General features: G+C 67.0%; 16 protein-coding genes. 8 read left to right on the forward strand and 8 right to left on the reverse strand.

Going from position 1 to position 16,405, the window contains the following annotated elements:
• Positions 1-72 precede the first annotated feature (72 nt).
• The 7 genes from NA2_RS11825 to NA2_RS11855 all read right to left on the reverse strand — a co-directional run bounded on the left by NA2_RS11825 (position 73) and on the right by NA2_RS11855 (position 7,593).
• Positions 73-1,080 carry an ABC transporter ATP-binding protein gene (locus NA2_RS11825; protein WP_008597124.1) on the reverse strand — a complete coding sequence of 336 codons (1,008 nt, stop codon included), beginning with the start codon at positions 1,078-1,080 and terminating at the stop codon, positions 73-75.
• On the reverse strand, positions 1,077-2,099 hold the full coding sequence (locus NA2_RS11830) for an ABC transporter ATP-binding protein (protein WP_008597125.1): 1,023 nt from the start codon (positions 2,097-2,099) through the stop codon (positions 1,077-1,079). The genes NA2_RS11825 and NA2_RS11830 overlap by 4 nt, the downstream gene beginning before the upstream one ends.
• 10 nt (positions 2,100-2,109) lie before the next feature.
• Entirely contained in the window at positions 2,110-2,880 is a 771-nt protein-coding gene (locus tag NA2_RS11835) for an arylmalonate decarboxylase (protein ID WP_008597126.1), read from the reverse strand.
• 33 nt (positions 2,881-2,913) lie between these two features.
• Positions 2,914-3,876 (reverse strand): ABC transporter permease, encoded by a 963-nt coding sequence (locus NA2_RS11840; protein ID WP_040677650.1) that lies wholly within the window; start codon positions 3,874-3,876, stop codon positions 2,914-2,916.
• Complete coding sequence (locus NA2_RS11845; protein ID WP_008597128.1) at positions 3,876-4,787, reverse strand: ABC transporter permease; 912 nt, start codon at positions 4,785-4,787, stop codon at positions 3,876-3,878. The genes NA2_RS11840 and NA2_RS11845 overlap by 1 nt, the downstream gene beginning before the upstream one ends.
• Positions 4,788-4,803: 16 nt before the next feature.
• A complete protein-coding gene (locus NA2_RS11850; RefSeq protein WP_008597129.1) occupies positions 4,804-5,763 on the reverse strand; it encodes an aldo/keto reductase in 960 nt (319 codons plus the stop codon).
• A gap of 72 nt (positions 5,764-5,835) precedes the next feature.
• Positions 5,836-7,593, reverse strand: coding sequence for an ABC transporter substrate-binding protein (locus NA2_RS11855; protein ID WP_040677608.1), 1,758 nt, complete (start codon positions 7,591-7,593; stop codon positions 5,836-5,838).
• A 130-nt stretch (positions 7,594-7,723) separates the two neighbouring features.
• Between NA2_RS11855 and NA2_RS11860 the strand changes: the two genes are divergently transcribed.
• The gene (locus NA2_RS11860; protein ID WP_008597131.1) at positions 7,724-8,461 is read left to right on the forward strand and encodes an IclR family transcriptional regulator; all 738 of its coding nucleotides are present in this window, start codon (positions 7,724-7,726) and stop codon (positions 8,459-8,461) included.
• 176 nt (positions 8,462-8,637) lie between these two features.
• On the opposite strand, the gene NA2_RS11865 is transcribed toward NA2_RS11860, so the two are convergent.
• Positions 8,638-9,027 (reverse strand): RidA family protein, encoded by a 390-nt coding sequence (locus NA2_RS11865; RefSeq protein ID WP_008597132.1) that lies wholly within the window; start codon positions 9,025-9,027, stop codon positions 8,638-8,640.
• An 84-nt stretch (positions 9,028-9,111) separates the two neighbouring features.
• Here NA2_RS11865 and NA2_RS11870 point away from each other — a divergent pair, with 84 nt between their 5' ends.
• The 7 genes from NA2_RS11870 to NA2_RS11900 all read left to right on the forward strand — a co-directional run bounded on the left by NA2_RS11870 (position 9,112) and on the right by NA2_RS11900 (position 16,388).
• Positions 9,112-9,975, forward strand: coding sequence for an ABC transporter ATP-binding protein (locus NA2_RS11870; protein WP_008597133.1), 864 nt, complete (start codon positions 9,112-9,114; stop codon positions 9,973-9,975).
• On the forward strand, positions 9,972-10,703 hold the full coding sequence (locus tag NA2_RS11875) for an ABC transporter ATP-binding protein (RefSeq protein WP_008597134.1): 732 nt from the start codon (positions 9,972-9,974) through the stop codon (positions 10,701-10,703). The genes NA2_RS11870 and NA2_RS11875 overlap by 4 nt, the downstream gene beginning before the upstream one ends.
• Positions 10,703-11,608 (forward strand): branched-chain amino acid ABC transporter permease, encoded by a 906-nt coding sequence (locus NA2_RS11880; protein ID WP_008597135.1) that lies wholly within the window; start codon positions 10,703-10,705, stop codon positions 11,606-11,608. Before NA2_RS11875 ends, NA2_RS11880 begins: the two co-directional genes overlap by 1 nt.
• Positions 11,605-12,555: a branched-chain amino acid ABC transporter permease gene (locus NA2_RS11885; protein WP_008597136.1), complete on the forward strand. Its 951-nt coding sequence runs from the start codon at positions 11,605-11,607 to the stop codon at positions 12,553-12,555. Before NA2_RS11880 ends, NA2_RS11885 begins: the two co-directional genes overlap by 4 nt.
• On the forward strand, positions 12,552-13,883 hold the full coding sequence (locus NA2_RS11890; protein WP_008597137.1) for an NAD(P)/FAD-dependent oxidoreductase: 1,332 nt from the start codon (positions 12,552-12,554) through the stop codon (positions 13,881-13,883). Before NA2_RS11885 ends, NA2_RS11890 begins: the two co-directional genes overlap by 4 nt.
• 1 nt (position 13,884) lies before the next feature.
• Entirely contained in the window at positions 13,885-15,147 is a 1,263-nt protein-coding gene (locus tag NA2_RS11895) for an ABC transporter substrate-binding protein (RefSeq protein ID WP_008597138.1), read from the forward strand.
• Positions 15,148-15,218: 71 nt separating this feature from the next.
• A complete protein-coding gene (locus NA2_RS11900; protein ID WP_040677612.1) occupies positions 15,219-16,388 on the forward strand; it encodes a pyridoxal phosphate-dependent aminotransferase in 1,170 nt (389 codons plus the stop codon).
• Positions 16,389-16,405 lie beyond the last annotated feature (17 nt).

The raw sequence follows: 16,405 nt of genomic DNA on the forward strand, positions 1-16,405 counted from the left end.
GAAAACGCCAGCTTGCGGGAGTGCCGGAACCGGCAGCGATCGATTGGAAAACGGTGGTATGCCGCTGACGCCTCAGGTGCCCGTCGCCTGCCCCTCGGGGAAATGGCAGGCGACGGAGCGTTCCTGTCCGATGGTCTCGAGCCTTGGCTTCTCCGACCTGCACCTGGCCTGCACCGAAGGACATCGCGTATGAAAGGGGCAACCCGCCGGGGGGTTGCCGGCGCTCGGGACGTCGCCGGTAAGCGCGATGCGCTTCCGCTCGCGCGCCAGATCCGGATCGGGGATCGGAGCGGCGGAAATCAGCGCGCGCGTATAGGGATGGGCGGGTGACGAGTAGAGCATTTCCGCCGGCGCCGTTTCCATGATCTGCCCGAGATACATCACGGCGATCCGCGCCGAGATGTGCTTCACCACGGCCAGATCGTGCGCGATGAATAGATAGGACAGGCCGAACTCGCCCTGCAGGTCCATCAGCAGGTTCACCACCTGCGCCTGCACGGAGACGTCAAGGGCGGAAACCGGCTCGTCGCAGATCACGAGCTTCGGCTTCAGCGCAAGGGCGCGGGCGATGCCGATGCGCTGGCGCTGGCCGCCGGAGAATTCTCGCGGATAGCGGCCGAAATGGTCGGGGTTGAGGCCGACGCGGCTCATCAGGTCGCGCACCGCGCGCTCCACCCCGCCCGCCGGCTCGACCTTCTGGATGGCGAACGGCGCGCCGATGATCTCGCCGATGGTCAGGCGCGGATTGAGCGAGGAATAGGGATCCTGGAAGATCATCTGGATGTCGCGCCTGAGCGCGCGCAGTTCGGCACCCTGCGTGTGCGTGACATCGCGGCCCGCAAAGGTGATCTCACCCTGCGAGGCATCCAGAAGGCGGGCGATCAGGCGCCCGGTGGTGGACTTCCCACAGCCGCTCTCGCCGACGAGGCTGAGCGTTTCCCCTGCGCGGACGTCCAGATCGACGCCGTTCACCGCCTTGATCGTCGGCAGCGTCTTGCGGAAAAGACCCCGCGAGGCGCCGAAATACTTGCCGAGGCCGCGAACGGACAGGAGAGGCTCGGTCAGGGTCGTCGATGTCATGCCCGATCTCCTTCCGCGGACTGTGCCGACACGCGGGCGGCAGCCGCCTGCAGGTCACCGCCAAGGTGGCAGGAAACGAAATGGCCGGCTTCCACCGATACGAGGGATGGCACGCTGAGCAGGCACCGGTCGTCCGGCACCGCCGCGGTGAACCGGCAGCGCGGGTTGAAGCGGCAGCCGGTCGGCATGTTCGACAGGGACGGCGGCGCGCCGGGGATCGCGTCCAGACGGTGGCGCGGCTGGTCGATCCGGGGAATCGATCCGAGAAGCCCGTGCGTATAGGGATGGCCGGTGCGGTAGAAGATGTCCCGGACGCTTCCGGTCTCGGCCGCTTTCCCGCCATAGAGCACCACCACGTCATCCGCCAGGTCGGCAACCACGCCGAGATCGTGCGTCACGAGAATCGTCGCCGAATTGAATTCCTTCTGCAGGTCGCCGAGCAGTTCCAGGATCTGCGCCTGGATGGTCACGTCCAGCGCCGTGGTCGGCTCGTCGGCGATCAGGAGGTCGGGACTGCACACCAGCGCCATCGCGATCATGGCGCGCTGCCGCATGCCGCCGGAAAGCTGGTGCGGATAGCTTTCGAAGCAGCGGGCGGGATCGGAAAGGCCGACCCGGTCGAGCAGTTCGAGGGCGCGCTTTCGCGCCTGGGCAGCGCCGGATTTGTGGTGCGCCCGATAGGCCTCCGTGATCTGCGCGCCGATCCGGTGATAGGGATGCATGGCCGTCAGCGGATCCTGGAAGATCATCGCCATGCGCTCGCCCCGCAGCCGGCGCAGGTTGCCGGCGGAAGCGCCCACCAGCTCTTCGCCGTCGAGCAGGATGCTGCCGCCGACGCGCGTATTGCCGTCATGCAGGCCCATGATCGCGAGGATGGTCGCCGTCTTGCCGGAACCGGATTCCCCGACGATCGCCAGCGTGCGCCCGCGCTCCAGCGAAAAGCTCAGCCCGTCGACGGCGTTGAGCACGCCATCCTCGGTGGAAAACGCGACCTTGAGGTCATTCACCTGCAGAAACATGCTTCCTCCGTCAGGTCACCGGAAAGTGTTGCTGGAAGAGTTTTCCTTCGCTTGCGACGCGGGGGTCGTGGCCGGCCCTGGCCACCGCTGCCCAGAGGCCCGCCAGCGGAGAGGTGATGACCGGCACCCCCGTCTCCTCCTCGAGCGCCCGGACGGCCGGCCGCGTCGAGAGGCCACCGCAGGAGATCAGGATCGCGTCCGGACGTTCGGCCCGGGCGAACGCCTCGCGCCCCAGCCCCGTCACCTCGTCGTCGGGAACCTTGTGCACCGCCTCGATGGACAGGATGTCGAGGGCCGCCAGCGAAACCACCTCCATGCCGTTCTGCGCGAGAAACGCCAGAAGGCGCTCGTTGACCACGCCCTGATAGGCGGTCGCGACTGCCAGGCGGCGCGCGCCCACCGCGCGGCACGCGGCGATGATCGCCGTGCTCATGGTCAGGCCGGGCAGCCCGGACCTGCGCTCGATCTCCCGCTCCAGCTCGCTGTTGAAGGAAAGCCCCCGGTAGAAGCTGAGCGAGGTGCCCATCAAAGCCACGACGGAGACACCCTGCCCGGCGAGAAGGCGAGCGCCGTGGCCGACCTCCTCCAGCACGGAATCGTAGCCTTCCGGCGTCATCTCCCGCAGGCCGAGGCCGTGCGCCCTGAACGACAGTCCGGGATAGACCACCGCCGCGTCCGCCGGGACCGCACCGTCCGCCGGCGGCACCAGCAGGCCGATCGGCGTCGTCACCGCCCCGCTCACCCCCTCGCGTCCACTGACGGGTTCTTCAATCATGCTCATGCCAGTCTCCGGTCTCGACCATAGTTCAGAATTTCAGCCAAGACGGACCCGCGGGTCGCGCAATGCCTGCACGATGTCGACGCACAGATTGGCGACGACGATAAAAACGGCGGCGAACAGCACGGTGCCCATGATCATCGGCAGATCGCCGTTCTCCACCGCCTGGACGGCCAGGGATCCGACGCCGTTGATGCCCCAGATTCGTTCGGTGATGATCGTCCCGCCGAGCAGGCCGCCGAGATCCAGCCCGATCAGCGTCACCACCGGCGTCAGGGAGGGCGGCAAGGCGTGATGGTACATGACGCACCCCTCGGAAATGCCCTTGGCGCGCGCGCTGCGGACATAGTCCTGGTTGAGCGTCTCGAGCAGGCTGCCCCGGGCGATGCGCGTGTAGGTGCCCGTGCCGACCACGGCCAGCGTCATCCACGGCAGGATCATGTGCCTCAGCCATTCCAGGGCGTCCCGGCTGATCGGCTTGTAGCCGCCGGACGGAAAGATCGGATAGCCGGCATTGGTCAGCATGAAGAACAGCACGTAGAACAGCAGCGTGCCGACCACGAATGTCGGGAACGACATGCCGGCGAGCGCCGCCGTGGTCACCAGCCGGTCGGCCGCCGTGCCGGCGCGCCGGGCGGAGAACACCCCGGCCGGGATCGCCACCAGCAGCCAGATCAGGATCGAGCCGAAGGCGAGCGATGCGGTGGCTGGAAGGCGTCGCAGGATCGCCGACAGCACCTCCTCCTGGTTGACGAAGGACATGCCGAAATCGAACCGCAGCAGGCCTCCCAGATAGGTCAGGTACTGGACGTGCAGCGGCTGGTCGAGGCCGAGTCGCGCCCGCACCAGCGCCACCTGGTCGGCCGTGGCGTATTCGCCGGCGAACATCAGCGCCGGGTCGCCGGGCGTGGCCACGTAGAACAGGATGAACACGGCCAGGCTGATCAGCCAGAGCGTCAGCAGGCCGAAAGCCGCGCGGCGCAAAAGGAAATGGACCATCATGCGCCTCCCCGGCTCCTGGCCGATGGGTCGAGTGCATCACGCAGGCCGTCGCCCACGATGTTGAAGGCGAGCGTCGCCATGAGCAGCGCCAGGCTCGGAAACAGGATCGACCACCAGGCCACCGCATAGTTGGTCTGGTTCTCGGCGATGATGCCGCCCCAGGTCGCCGTCGGCGGCGGCACGCCGAGGCCGAGGAAGGAGAGCGAAGCCTCGAGGACGATGACCTGCGGAATGAGCAGGCTGCCATAGACGACGACCTGCCCGGCGATGTTGGGCAGGATTTCGCGGAACATGATGTGCAGGTCGCCGGCGCCGAGCATGCGCGCGGCGTCGACGAACTCGTTCTCCTTGGCCGACACAACGAGATTGCGCACGATCCGGGCGATCGGCCCCCAGGTGAAGAAGACGATGGTGCCCATCATCACCGGAAAGCTCGCGCCGTAGACGGACACCAGCGCGATGGCCGTCACCAGGAAGGGCAGCCCCAGCACGACGTCGATGAAGCCCGAAAGCATCGCATCGACGATTCCGCCGCGATAGCCGGCAAAAAGGCCGACCACCACGCCAAGGCTGATCGACAGCATGGCGCAGCTCACCGCGACGAAGACGGTGACGCGCGTGCCGGCCACCAGCCGCGCCAGCAGGTCGCGGCCGACGACATCCGTTCCCAGCAGGAAGTCGCCGCCCGGCGGCAGCGGCACGCCGCCGGCGGTCAGCCCGGTCTCGCGGAAAGGCTCGTTGGGACCGTGGCCGATCAGGTGGATGATCAGCGGATTGAGGACCGCTGTCAGCACCAGGATGAGGATCACCGCGAAGGCGATGATGAACGATCGGTCCCGCAGGAGCCGTCGGAGGACGCGGCGCCGGGCGGTGAGCCCTTGGGAAACCGAAGTCGATGACGTTTGCATCTGCGGGACCTGCTCGTCAGTCTTGCGTCAGCGGCGTGGCGTGGTTCGGCGGCAGGTCGAACTCGTGCTCCGCGACGCCCATGTCGGCCAGCGCCTCGCGGATCGCGGCGCCGTGCTTCTGCGCGACCTCGACGGCGCCGACATTGTCCTCGAGCTGGGATATGCGGCTCGCGCCGAACAGCAGCGACGCCGTCTGCGGATTGGCGATGCAATAGGCGATGGCGAGCTGCGCCATCGAGCAGCCGAAGCCGTCGGCGATCTCGCGCAGACGCGGCACCAGGGCGATGATCTTTTCGCGGATGTTGCCGGGATCGCGGCCGAGCTTGCGCTCGCGCACCAGATTGCCCGCCAGGATGCCGCCCTCGATGCTGTCGGATGCATGGATCGAGATGCCGGTCTCGGCGCGGAGCGCCGTGTAGTCCTCCGCCTCGACGATGTGGCGGCGGGCGATGTTGTACTTGAGCTGGACGATCTGCGGCAGCGGCAGGCCCTCGCGGCTGCAGGTCTCGTGGGCGATGCGCAGGTCCTTCGCCGACCAGTTGAGACCGCCCCAGGCCCGGGCCTTGCCGTCGGTGACGAAACCCGCGACGAGGCGGGCCGTTTCGGCCGGATCGTCACGGCCGGGCCGCATCCCGTAGCACATCAGGACGTCCACATAGTCCGTGTCCAGGCGGTACAGCAGGTCGTCGAGCTGCTGGCTGAGCGACGGGTCATCGTGGTCGTACCACCAGACCTTGTCCATGATCATCACCTCGGAGCGCTTCAGGCCTGCGTCGCGAAGCGCCCGGGCCAGAACCACCTCGGTGTGCGGTGCCGTGCGGTAATGCGCCACGTCGAACAGGTTGATGCCGAGTTCGGCCGCGCGGCGGATGACGCCGACGACGTCGCGATACTCCATGCGCGAATAGGTCTGATAGGACCCCAGGGACAGTACGGACGTGTTGAGATCGGTCGTGCCGATGCGGCGATATTCCATCAAGGTCTCCATCGTGACTGAAAAGGGCCGGCGGAAGAGCCGCCGGCCAGTAGAACCTGCTCTCTCGCTTTTCTATTCGTCGAGCCAGACCAGCGTCGGATCGACGTTGTTGAAGAGCAGGTTGATCGAGGTGTTGCGCAGCCGCGCCGAGGCGTAGAGCGAGATCTTGCCCGTGATCAGCGGGATGATCGGCGCGTCGGCCATGATCAACCGGTCCGCCTTGCGCCAGGCCTCCGCCGCTTCCTCGCCGCTGGTGGCGGTGAGCGCGGCATCGATCAGCGCGTTGACCTCGGGGTTGTTGTAGCAGATCCAGTTGGTGCTGCTGCTCTCGCAGGCTTCCCCGTGGAACATCGGCACGATCATGGTGCGGGCGGAATCGCCCACCCAGTCCGGCTTGACGCTGGTCATGCCGAGGTCCCAGGCGCCGCCGCGGACGGCGTTCTTGTTCTGGTACATCTGCGTGTACACGGTGCGCGAGGGCGCCGGCTGCATGATCAGATTGACGCCGGCCTTGGCCAGGTCTGCCTGAAGGGCCGCCGCATAGAGCTCGTAGCGCCCGCCGGCGGCGTAGGAGAACTTCAGTTCGACGCCGTTCGGATAGCCGGCCTCGGCGAGCATCGCCTTGGCCTTGGCCGCATCGCCTTCGCTGTCGGGCGTCGGATAGAGGTCGAACTCTTCATAGCCGTCCACATTCGAAGTCAGGATCTGCGCGGTGGGGCGCTTCACGGCTGGCCCGCCGCCAACCTGGACGACGGCGGCCTTGTTGACCGCGTGGCTGATCGCCTGCCGCACGAGCGGATTGGCCAGGGCGCCGTTGTTGTTGGGCGATTGGATGTTCAGCACGAGCGCCGGATTGACGGCGCCGTCGGCGAACTGCAGGAGCTGCGGATCCTCGGGATTGGCCATGATCCGCGTCAGGTCTGCCGTGGCGATCGAGAGATCGAAATAGCCGTCGATGTCGCTGGCTTCGATCATGCGCTGGGTCTTGCCGGCGTCGGGCGTGCCGAAGGCAACCTCGATACGGTCGACATAGGCCTTGCGCAGCGGATCGCTGTCGGCGTTCCAGGCCGGGTTGCGCTCGAGGCTCACGCTCTCGTTCAGCACATAATCCTCGACCTGGTAGGGACCGGAGGACACGTAGTTCCGCCGGAAATCCGGGGAGTTCGGGAGGTGGTCGAGCATCTCCGCGGCGACCGGCGCGGAAGACATCAGCGCCAGGATGGAGAGGAAGTCCGGGGTCGGCTGCTCGAGGGTGATCTTCAGCGTGCGGTCGTCCTCGATCTCGAGGCCGGCGACGTCGTTGTTCTGGATGTAGTCGCGAATGGCGTCCACTTCCGGCGACACCGCAGCGAAACCTTGGCAGAATTCGGCGAAGCCCGAGATGATGCCGATGTAATAGGTCGGCGCGTAGGTCGGCTGGACGGGATTACACAGGCGCTTGAAGCCCCGCACCGCGTCCTCGGCCGTGATCTGCCGGGCCGGGTCGCTGCCCCACTGCGCGCCCTCACGGATCGTGAAACGGTAGACCAGCCCGCCCTCTTCAGCCTCCGGCACGGCTTCCGCCAGATCAGCGACCGGCGCGCCGGCGACCGCGGCGTCGTCGCTCGTCGGGAACGCCAGCAGCGTCCGCGTCAGCCCGCGGTGCAGGAAAAGCGCCGCGGTGCGCGCCGAAGCCGGATCGAAGCTGTAGACGTCGCCGGCGCCGACGAGCTTGAACGTGCCGCCCGTCTTCGGCTCCTCGGCCCGGGTCGGCGCGACGGTGGCCAAACCGGCTGCCGCGATCGCGGCGACGCCGAGCCCCAATACGCCAGAACGCAAACGAATGTTCATGACTGTCCTCCCATCATCATTGCCGCCCTCGGGCAACAATGCGCTTGATTTCATTTCTGTTCCACAATACGGTACGTGATATTGCATTGTGGAACAAAACCTATTTGAGACGAAACGAGGTTGTCAAGACATGAACAGCGTGAGGAAGGCCCTGCTCGTGCTCGAAGCCGTAGCGGACCATCAGCCGGTGGGGGTTTCGGAACTGGCGTCGCAGCTCGGGCAGCCCAAGAGTTCCGTGCAGCGCGCGCTCGAGACATTGCATGGCGCGGGCTGGATCAGGCCGTCGTCGGGAGAGCGCACGCGCTGGGAACTGACCTTCCGCGCCAGCCGGCTCGCGCGCAAGGCGGGCAGCCATTTCGGCCTTCGCGAGGCCGTCCTGCCGCATATGGAGGAGTTGCGCCGCCAGACCAGCGAGACGGTTCACCTGGCCGTGTTCGACGACAGCGAGATCGTCCTGATCGAGCGCCTGGAGAGCCCGCATGCCGTGCGCCATGTCGAGCCGCTGGGCGGCAGGGCCTCGATGCTCGTCACGGCAACCGGCAAGGCCATTCTGGCGAGGCTCTCAACCGAGGAGGTGGACGCGATCCACGCGGCGACCGTGGAGCGGAACGACCCGGGAACCCCGGTGCCGCAGCGGGATGCCCTCGAACTGGAACTGGAGGAGGTCAGGCGTCTCGGCTACGCCACCACCTCATCCTGGCGCGACGGCGTTTTCGCCACCGGCGTCGCGATCATCGGCCCGTCCGGCGGCCCCATCGCCGCCCTGAGCATATCGACGCCGGAAACCCGTTCGGATGAGGAGAACCGCCGGACGCAGGCACAATTGCTTCTCGACCATGGACGGCAGATCAACGAAAGGCTGGGCTGACCGGGCAGGCCCTCTGCGAATGGCGCTGAGGCGCGCCTTCGCCCGCCCCGGTATCCGCAACGCGCCGCCGCGATGATTCCGCTGCGGCGGGATTCACGATCGACGCGCACCCGTGTCGACACACCGGGCGCCCCGCGTTCTCGCGGCGCCGCGCGAGCGCCCGGCCGCGTGGGGTCTCAGCGCTTGAGCGCCGTGACCTCCAGCTCCACCTTCATCACCTCCTCGGCGAAACCGCAGATGATGGTGGTGTTGGTCGGACGGGGATCCGAGAAGGTCTCCCCCAGCACCTTGGACACGCTGACAACATCCGCCCGGTCGGCGAGATAGACGCGCACCCGCACGATGTCCGACATGCCTGCATCGGCCTTCTCCAGCGTCGTCCGGATGGTGCGCAGCGCCTGGCGCGCCTGCTCGGCGGCATCGTCCGAAATGCTTCCATCCTCGAAATTGAAGCCCGCCGTGCCCGAGACGAAGATCCATTCCCCGTCGATGACCGCGCGCGAGTAACCGGCCATCTCCTCGAACTTCGAACCCGAATTGATCGTCCAACGCTGGCTGTCGCCCATAAACTTTAACCTCAAAATATCTTGACGTGATCATATGATCACAGATAGGGTTCATGGTCAATAAGACGGACAAAGGGGAACGGCATGAGCGGAGGAACACGCCCGCCGGAGCTTTCCGCACACGGCGGCAATGGCCGCCCGGCAACCAGCGGCGGCACCGGTCGCCCGGCCGGAGATGGCGGCGCGGGACGCCTGGAAGTCGCCGACGTGGTCAAGGCTTTCGGTGCGAACAGGGCGGTGGACGGCGTCAGCTTCGTGGCGGAGGCGGGCCGGATCACAGGCCTGATCGGCCCCAACGGGGCGGGCAAGACCACCCTGTTCAACGCGGTGGCCGGCGAGTACCCGCTCGACGCCGGCTCCGTGCGTCTCGACGGCGAGCAGATCGGCTCGCTCCCCCCTTATCGCGTCTTCTCCCACGGCCTCGCCCGCACGTTCCAGATCCCGCGCCCCTTCGGCGGCATGACGGTTCTGGAGAACGTCATGTGCGTTCCCGAGCGGCAGGCCGGCGAGCGCTTCTGGAACAGCTGGCTGCGGCCGGGGCTGGTGGCCCGCGAGGAACGCCGCAACATGGAGCGCGCCCGCGAGATCATCGAGTTTTGCGGCCTGACGAAGGTCGAGCGGCAACTGGCCGGCGCGATCTCGGGCGGCCAGCAGAAGCTGGTGGAACTGGCGCGCGCGCTGATGGCCGATCCGAAGATCGTGCTGCTGGACGAGCCCGGCGCCGGCGTGAACCCCGCGCTTCTCGACACCATCGTCGACCGCATCGTCGAGTTGAACAAGCGCGGTCTCTCCTTCCTCATCATCGAGCACAACATGGATTTCATCATGTCGCTCTGCGACCACATCGTCGTGATGGCGACCGGCAGGGTCATCGCCGAAGGGGAACCGGACACGGTGATCGCCGATCCGCAGGTGATCGACGCCTATCTGGGCGGGGCGATCCAATGACGGCGCCGCTGCTCGCCGTCGACGGCGTGGTCGCCGGCTACCGCCCCGACCTGCCGATCATCCACGGCATCTCGCTGACCGTCGCGCCGGAGGAGATGGTCACCATCATCGGCCCCAACGGGGCGGGCAAGTCGACGCTCATCAAGGCCGTAGCCGGCATCCTGCCAATCTCGCGGGGAACCGTGCGCCTTGCAGGCAAGGAGATAACCAACCTGCCGACCCACCGCATGGCCAGCGTCTCGATGGCCTATGTGCCGCAGGTGGCGAACGTCTTCACGACGCTGACGATCAACGAAAACCTGAAGGTCGGCGCGACCGCGCTTTCCAAGGAGGACGCGGCGCGCCGGATCGAACGCGGTTACGAAGCCTTTCCAGACCTCAAAAAGTTCCGCCACAAGAAGGCCGGCGTGCTTTCGGGCGGGCAGAGGCAGATGCTGGCGGTGGCGCGCGCGCTGCTCACCGAACCGCGCCTTCTGATGCTCGACGAACCGAGTGCCGGCCTTTCGCCGCTGATGGTCAGCGACGTGTTCCAGCGGCTGAAAGCGCTCGTCGACACCGGCGTCGCCATCCTGATGGTCGAGCAGAACGCCAAGGCGGCACTCGCCATATCGCACCGCACCTACGTCTTCGCCGAAGGCCGGAACCGCATCGACGGCCCATCGCAGGAAATGGCGAGCAACGAGGAAGTCACATCCATCTATCTGGGCGCAGGGGGGCGCAAACGCTGATGCTTCAAGCGATTGCCGACGGCATTCTGAGCGGTTCGATCATCGCGCTTGGCGCGATCGGACTGACGCTGACCATGGGGATCCTGCGCTTCGCCAACTTCGCCCATGCGGAGCTGGTCACATGGGGCGCCTATATGGCGCTCGGTGTCCTGGCGCTGACCGGCGCGTTCATGGGGCCTCTGGAACCCTTCTCCTTCGGCGTGCCCCTGATCATGGCGACGCTCGTCGCGATGGTCCTGACCGCGGCCCTCGCGCTGGCCATCGACTGGCTGGTCTACCGGCCGCTGCGCGGCCGCGCCAATCACCTCACCCTCGTGTTCGGTTCCTTCGGCGTGTCGCTTCTCGTGCGGATGATCATCCTTTTGATCTTCGGCGGCGGCGCGCAGTATTATTCGAACACGCTGCAGATCGCGATTCCGGTGGCGCCCGGCCTGCGCATCCTCCCGGACCAGGTGTTCACGCTCGGCCTGACGGCGGTGATCGTCGTCGCGCTTCACCTCTTCCTGCAGAAGACCCGGCTGGGGCTGGCCATGCGGGCGCTGGCGGAAAACCCGGAACTCGCACGCGTCAACGGCATCGACACCAAGGTGGTCGTCCGCTGGACCTGGATCATCGGCGCCTCGCTCGCCGCCATCTCGGGCGTGCTCTACGGACTGACCGTGCAGCTGCGGCCGGAGATCGGTTTCCACCTGCTGCTTCCGCTGTTCGCCGCAGCGATCCTCGGCGGCGTCGGGAACGTCTTCGGCGCGGTCATCGGCGGCCTGATCGTCGGACTTGCGGAATCCCTTTCCGTGCTCGTCATCCCCGCGGGCTACAAGCTCGCCGTCCCCTTCATGATCCTGCTGCTGGTGCTCTACATCCGCCCCACGGGCATCTTCGCCGGCACCGTCGGAGGCGCGAAATGACCGGTTTTGCCGCTTATCTGGTTTTCTTCCTCATCGTCGCGCTGACCTATTCCATCGTCGTGATGGGCCTCAATCTGCAATGGGGCTACACCGGGTTGTTCAATGCCGGCGTGGTCGGCTTCTTCGCCATCGGCGCCTACGGAACGGCGATCCTCATCGGCCCCGACCGCGCGCATCTGATCGGCGGCTTCGGCCTGCCCTTTCCTGTCGGCGTGCTCGGCGGCATGGCCCTCTGCGCCGTCGCGGCGCTGATCGTCGGCATGGCGACCCTGCGGCTGCGCGAGGAATATCTCGCGATCGCCACGTTCGGCATCGCCATCTCGATCCAGCTCGTCGCGCTCAACTTCGAGAGCCTGACCGGCGGCGCGCAGGGCCTTGTCGGCCTGCCGCGTCCCCTGTTCGGCCTGTTCGACAGCCCGGCGAGCTACAATCTCTTCTATCTCGGCGTGGTGGCCGCCGTCGCCGGGCTGGTGTTCCTCGCGCTGGAAACGGCGGTGCGCTCCCCATGGGGGCGTGTCCTGAAGGCCGTGCGGGAGGACGAGACCGCGGCGCGCTCGCTCGGCAAGAATCCCGCCGCCATCCGCCTCGAGGTCTTCGTGCTGGGCTGCGTGCTGATGGGACTGGCCGGCGGGCTTTACGTCGGCTTCATCGGCTATGTCAGCCCGCTCGACTTCCTGCCGATCCTCACCTTCCAGATCTGGGCCATGCTCATCGTCGGCGGCAGCGGCAACAATCTGGGGGCCGTGACCGGCGCCATCGGCGTGTGGGCGCTGTGGGCCATGAGCGGGCTGGCGATCAGCCGTCTTCTGCCCGTCGCCTACCAGTCGCAGGGCGGTGCGATCCAGGTCATCCTGATCGGCCTCCTGATCGTCGTGACGCTGATCTTCCGCCCGCGTGGCCTGATCGGCGAATCCGATTCCGTATCGAAGCACACCGGCGCGCGATGACGGCTCCCCTCCCCGACACGCTCTGGCGCACGACCGCCGGCGAAAAACCCTCCTTCACCGCCCCGGCAGGCGATGTGAAGGCTGAGGTCGCAGTGATCGGCGGCGGCATCGCCGGCCTCGGCACCGCCCTGGCGCTCGCGGAGCGTGGCGTGAAGGTCGTTCTTTTGGAGGCGTATGAGATCGGCTTCGGCGCCAGCGGGCGCAATGCCGGCTTCGTCGTACCAAACTTCTCCAAGGCAAGCCCGAAGACCGTGCGGACGCGCCTCGGAAACGAGAGAGGCGACGCGCTGCTGCGTCTCGTCGGCGCCGGCGGAGACCGGGTCTTCCAACTGGCGGAGCGGGCGGGGCTTGGCCGGCAGGCCGAGCAGACCGGCTGGCTGCAGCCCGCGCACACGCCCGAAGCCGCGCGCGCGCTTCGGGAAACCGCCGCCGACTGGCAGGCGCTCGGCCGTCCCGTCGAATGGCTCGACGCCGACGAGACCGCGGCGCGGACCGGGATGCCTCTCTATCACGGCGCGCTCCGCGACCGGTCCGGCGGTATGATCAACCCGCTCGCCTATGTCCATGGCCTCGCCCGGCTCGCCATGCAGGCCGGCGCGACCATCATCGAGAATGCCGGCGTCGATCGCGTGACCCGCGAGGGCGCTTCCTGGGTTCTGGTGTCGGGCGATCGCCGGATTTCCGCTTCGAAGGTGATCCTGTGCACCAACGGGGAGACGCAGGGCGCGGCGTCGCGGCTCGGACTCTCGGCAATTCCGCTGACCGTGTTCCAGATCGCCACCGACCCGCTGCCGGCGGAGACCGTGCAGCGCATCGCTCCCCGACGCGAGTCGGTGTCCGACACCCGCGCCAACATCTTCACCTACCGCCTCGACGCCGACGACCGCCTGATTTCCGGCGGGATGGCTCTGAACCCGCTGAGCGGCGAGGCCTGCATGGGGCCGCGCATCCTGCAGCGCCTCGTCGATGAGCTGGACCTTCCGACGCGGCCGCGCCTTGCCCATGTGTGGCGCGGCACGGCGGCGATCACCACCGATTTCCTGCCGCATCTCTACATGTTCGCGCCGGGCTTTTTCGGCGCCATCGGCTGCAACGGCCGCGGCGTAGCCATGACCACGATGCTCGGCGAAGTGCTCGCCGATGCCGCGACCGGGACGCCCCTCGAGGCGCTGCCGGTGCCGATGGCCAGGGCGCAGCCCGTTCCGTTTCGAGCCATATCGAGCCTCGCACCGTCCGCCTACCTTGCGAAGGGCATGTGGGACGACCGGCGAGCAACAAGAAGACGGCCCCAACGCCGCGAAACCACCTCCAGACAACAGAGGACATGACATGAAGACACTTCTCACCTCATGCTTCATCGGTGCGGGCGTGCTGCTGGCCGCATCTTCAGGGGCTTCCGCGCAGGACTGCAAGATCTCCGTCGGCTCGGTTCTGTCCATCACCGGGTCGATGGCGGCCATCGGCTCCGCCATCGGCGACGCTGGCAAGCTTGCCGTGGACCATTTCAACGCTGCCGGCGGCGTCGCCGGCTGCCAGGTAAACTACATCCTGCGCGACGACCAGGGATCGCCCAATGTCGGCGTCGACGCGGCCAAGACGCTCGTCGAGATCGAGAAGGTGCCGATCCTGCTGGGCGCGATCCAGTCCGGCGTTTCGCTGCCGATCCTGACCTCGGTCACGGTTCCGGCCAAGGTGACGCAGATTTCCTGCTGCTCCAGCGCGCCGAGCTTCACCGCGCTGGCCGAGGAGGGCGGCACCGGCGGCTACTGGTTCCGCACCCTGCCGACCGACCGCCCGCAGGCCGGCGTGCTCGCCACCATCGCGGCGGAGCGGGGCTACAAGAAGGTCGCCATCATCCACGTGAACTCCGACTACGGCGTCAGCCTGGCCGCGCGCTTCCGGGACGACGTCCAGAAGCTGGGCGCCGAGGTGACCGACATGGTGGCCTACAATCAGGAGCAGGCCTCCTACCGCGCCGAGGTGAACGCCGCGCTGCAGGGCGAGCCGGATGCGCTCTTCCTCGTCGCCTTCCCCGCCGATGGCGCGACCGTCGCCCGCGAGTGGATCTCGTTCGGCGGCAGCCGCAACCTGATCCTGAGCAACGCGCTCAGGGCCGACGAGTTCGTCGAATCCGTCGGCGCGCAGTATCTGACCGAGGCCTACGGCATCGACAATGCCCAGGTGGAGGGCGAATCCGTCGAGGCTTTCAACGCAAGCTGGAAGGAAACGAAGGGCTCCGATCCGAACGGCCCGGGCCTCCACACCATGTATGACGCCGCGGCGGTCGCGCTGCTCGCGATGGAGCAGGCCGGCAAGCCCGACGGCACCGCCATCCGCGACAATGTCCGCAAGGTGACCGGCGGCGAAGGCGAGCCGGTCTATCCGGGCGTCGAGGGCTTCAAGAAGGCCAAGGCGCTGATCGCCGAGGGCAAGCCGATCCGCTATGTCGGCGCGACCGGACCGATCACCTTCGACGCCAATGGCGACGTAACCGGCCCCTACCTGATCTACGGCGTGAAGGACGGCGAGCTCGCCACGCTCGACCGCTGGGACAAGGCGCGCGTCGGCGCCGCGCTCGAGAAGCTGCAATAGACCCGAGGCGCCGGCCGCCGAAACCCGCCGGCCGGCGCCCGCTTTGAGACAACAACAGGACCGGACGAACCATGCCGAGTTTCGCAAAACGCATCACACACACGTCGAAGAAGAGCTACGGCATGGTCGCCAGGGCGGCATCGGTTCCGACCGAGGGACGGGATCTGATCCATCTCGAGCTCGGACAGCCGATCCATGACACGCCGGCCCATATCAAGCAGGCCGCCATCAAGGCGCTGCAGGACGGGCATGTGCATTACAGCGACCTGCAGGGCATCCTGCCGCTGCGCGAGGCGATGGCCGAGAAGGTCCGCGCCTATAACGGCATCGACGCGAAGGCGTCCGAGATCATCGTGACCAACGGCCTGACGCAGGCGTCGTTCGCCGCGTTCATGGCGCTTCTCGACCACGATCAGGAATGCATCCTCCTCGAACCCTATTACCCGCAGCATGTGGGCAAGATCGAGATGGCCGGCGGACGGGTCGTGCTGGCACAGCTCGACAAGGAGGCGAGCTTCGCCATCCGGCGCGACCTGATCGAGAAGCACATCACGCCGAAGACCCGCATGATCGCCATCGTCAATCCGTGCAACCCGACGGGTCGGGTCTACACGCGCGAGGAACTCCAGATCGTCGCCGATCTCGCCATCGAGCACGATCTCTGGGTGGTGGCCGACGAGGTCTACGAACAGATCCTGTTCGATGGCGCGAAGCACGTCAGCATCGCCTCGCTGCCGGGCATGAAGGAACGCACGATCACCATGTTCGCCTTCACCAAGGCCTATGCGATGGACGGCTGGCGTCTCGGTTATCTCGTCGCCGACGCGCACGCGATCCCGGCCCTGATGAAGGTCACGACGACCGAAGTCACCCATGTGAACACCTTCATCCAGCATGCCGCCATCGCCGCGCTGAAGGGGCCTCCTTCCGCCCTGGAAGAGATGGTCGAGGACGATTGCCGCAAGCGCGATCTGGTCGTCTCCCGCCTCAACCAGATGCCGGGCGTCACCTGCGCGCGGCCGGAGGGCACGATCTATGCGTTCCCCGATATCGGCGGCACGGGGCTGACGGCGCAGGCGGCGGCCGAGGCGATCCTCGACAGGGCCGACGTGGTGGTCGAGGCCGGCAGCTTCTACGGAGGCGCGGGCGAGCATCACCTGCGCGTCTGCTTCGGCTCGCAGACCTATGAACGGCTGGAAGAGGCGATGGACCGACTGAGCCGCTTCTTCAACAGCTTGTAGGCTCGCGTCACGGCGCA

The organism is Nitratireductor pacificus pht-3B, from assembly GCF_000300335.1.
GTDB lineage: Bacteria > Pseudomonadota > Alphaproteobacteria > Rhizobiales > Rhizobiaceae > Nitratireductor > Nitratireductor pacificus.

Excerpts from the sequence above, each read along its gene's own strand:
- NA2_RS11825 (WP_008597124.1), bottom strand. The coding sequence starts at position 1,080 with ATGACATCGACGACCCTGACCGAGCCTCTCCTGTCCGTTCGCGGCCTC.
- NA2_RS11830 (WP_008597125.1), bottom strand. The coding sequence starts at position 2,099 with ATGTTTCTGCAGGTGAATGACCTCAAGGTCGCGTTTTCCACCGAGGAT.
- NA2_RS11835 (WP_008597126.1), bottom strand. The coding sequence starts at position 2,880 with ATGAGCATGATTGAAGAACCCGTCAGTGGACGCGAGGGGGTGAGCGGG.
- NA2_RS11840 (WP_040677650.1), bottom strand. The coding sequence starts at position 3,876 with ATGGTCCATTTCCTTTTGCGCCGCGCGGCTTTCGGCCTGCTGACGCTC.
- NA2_RS11845 (WP_008597128.1), bottom strand. The coding sequence starts at position 4,787 with ATGCAAACGTCATCGACTTCGGTTTCCCAAGGGCTCACCGCCCGGCGC.
- NA2_RS11850 (WP_008597129.1), bottom strand. The coding sequence starts at position 5,763 with ATGGAATATCGCCGCATCGGCACGACCGATCTCAACACGTCCGTACTG.
- NA2_RS11855 (WP_040677608.1), bottom strand. The coding sequence starts at position 7,593 with ATGAACATTCGTTTGCGTTCTGGCGTATTGGGGCTCGGCGTCGCCGCG.
- NA2_RS11860 (WP_008597131.1), top strand. The coding sequence starts at position 7,724 with ATGAACAGCGTGAGGAAGGCCCTGCTCGTGCTCGAAGCCGTAGCGGAC.
- NA2_RS11865 (WP_008597132.1), bottom strand. The coding sequence starts at position 9,027 with ATGGGCGACAGCCAGCGTTGGACGATCAATTCGGGTTCGAAGTTCGAG.
- NA2_RS11870 (WP_008597133.1), top strand. The coding sequence starts at position 9,112 with ATGAGCGGAGGAACACGCCCGCCGGAGCTTTCCGCACACGGCGGCAAT.
- NA2_RS11875 (WP_008597134.1), top strand. The coding sequence starts at position 9,972 with ATGACGGCGCCGCTGCTCGCCGTCGACGGCGTGGTCGCCGGCTACCGC.
- NA2_RS11880 (WP_008597135.1), top strand. The coding sequence starts at position 10,703 with ATGCTTCAAGCGATTGCCGACGGCATTCTGAGCGGTTCGATCATCGCG.
- NA2_RS11885 (WP_008597136.1), top strand. The coding sequence starts at position 11,605 with ATGACCGGTTTTGCCGCTTATCTGGTTTTCTTCCTCATCGTCGCGCTG.
- NA2_RS11890 (WP_008597137.1), top strand. The coding sequence starts at position 12,552 with ATGACGGCTCCCCTCCCCGACACGCTCTGGCGCACGACCGCCGGCGAA.
- NA2_RS11895 (WP_008597138.1), top strand. The coding sequence starts at position 13,885 with ATGAAGACACTTCTCACCTCATGCTTCATCGGTGCGGGCGTGCTGCTG.
- NA2_RS11900 (WP_040677612.1), top strand. The coding sequence starts at position 15,219 with ATGCCGAGTTTCGCAAAACGCATCACACACACGTCGAAGAAGAGCTAC.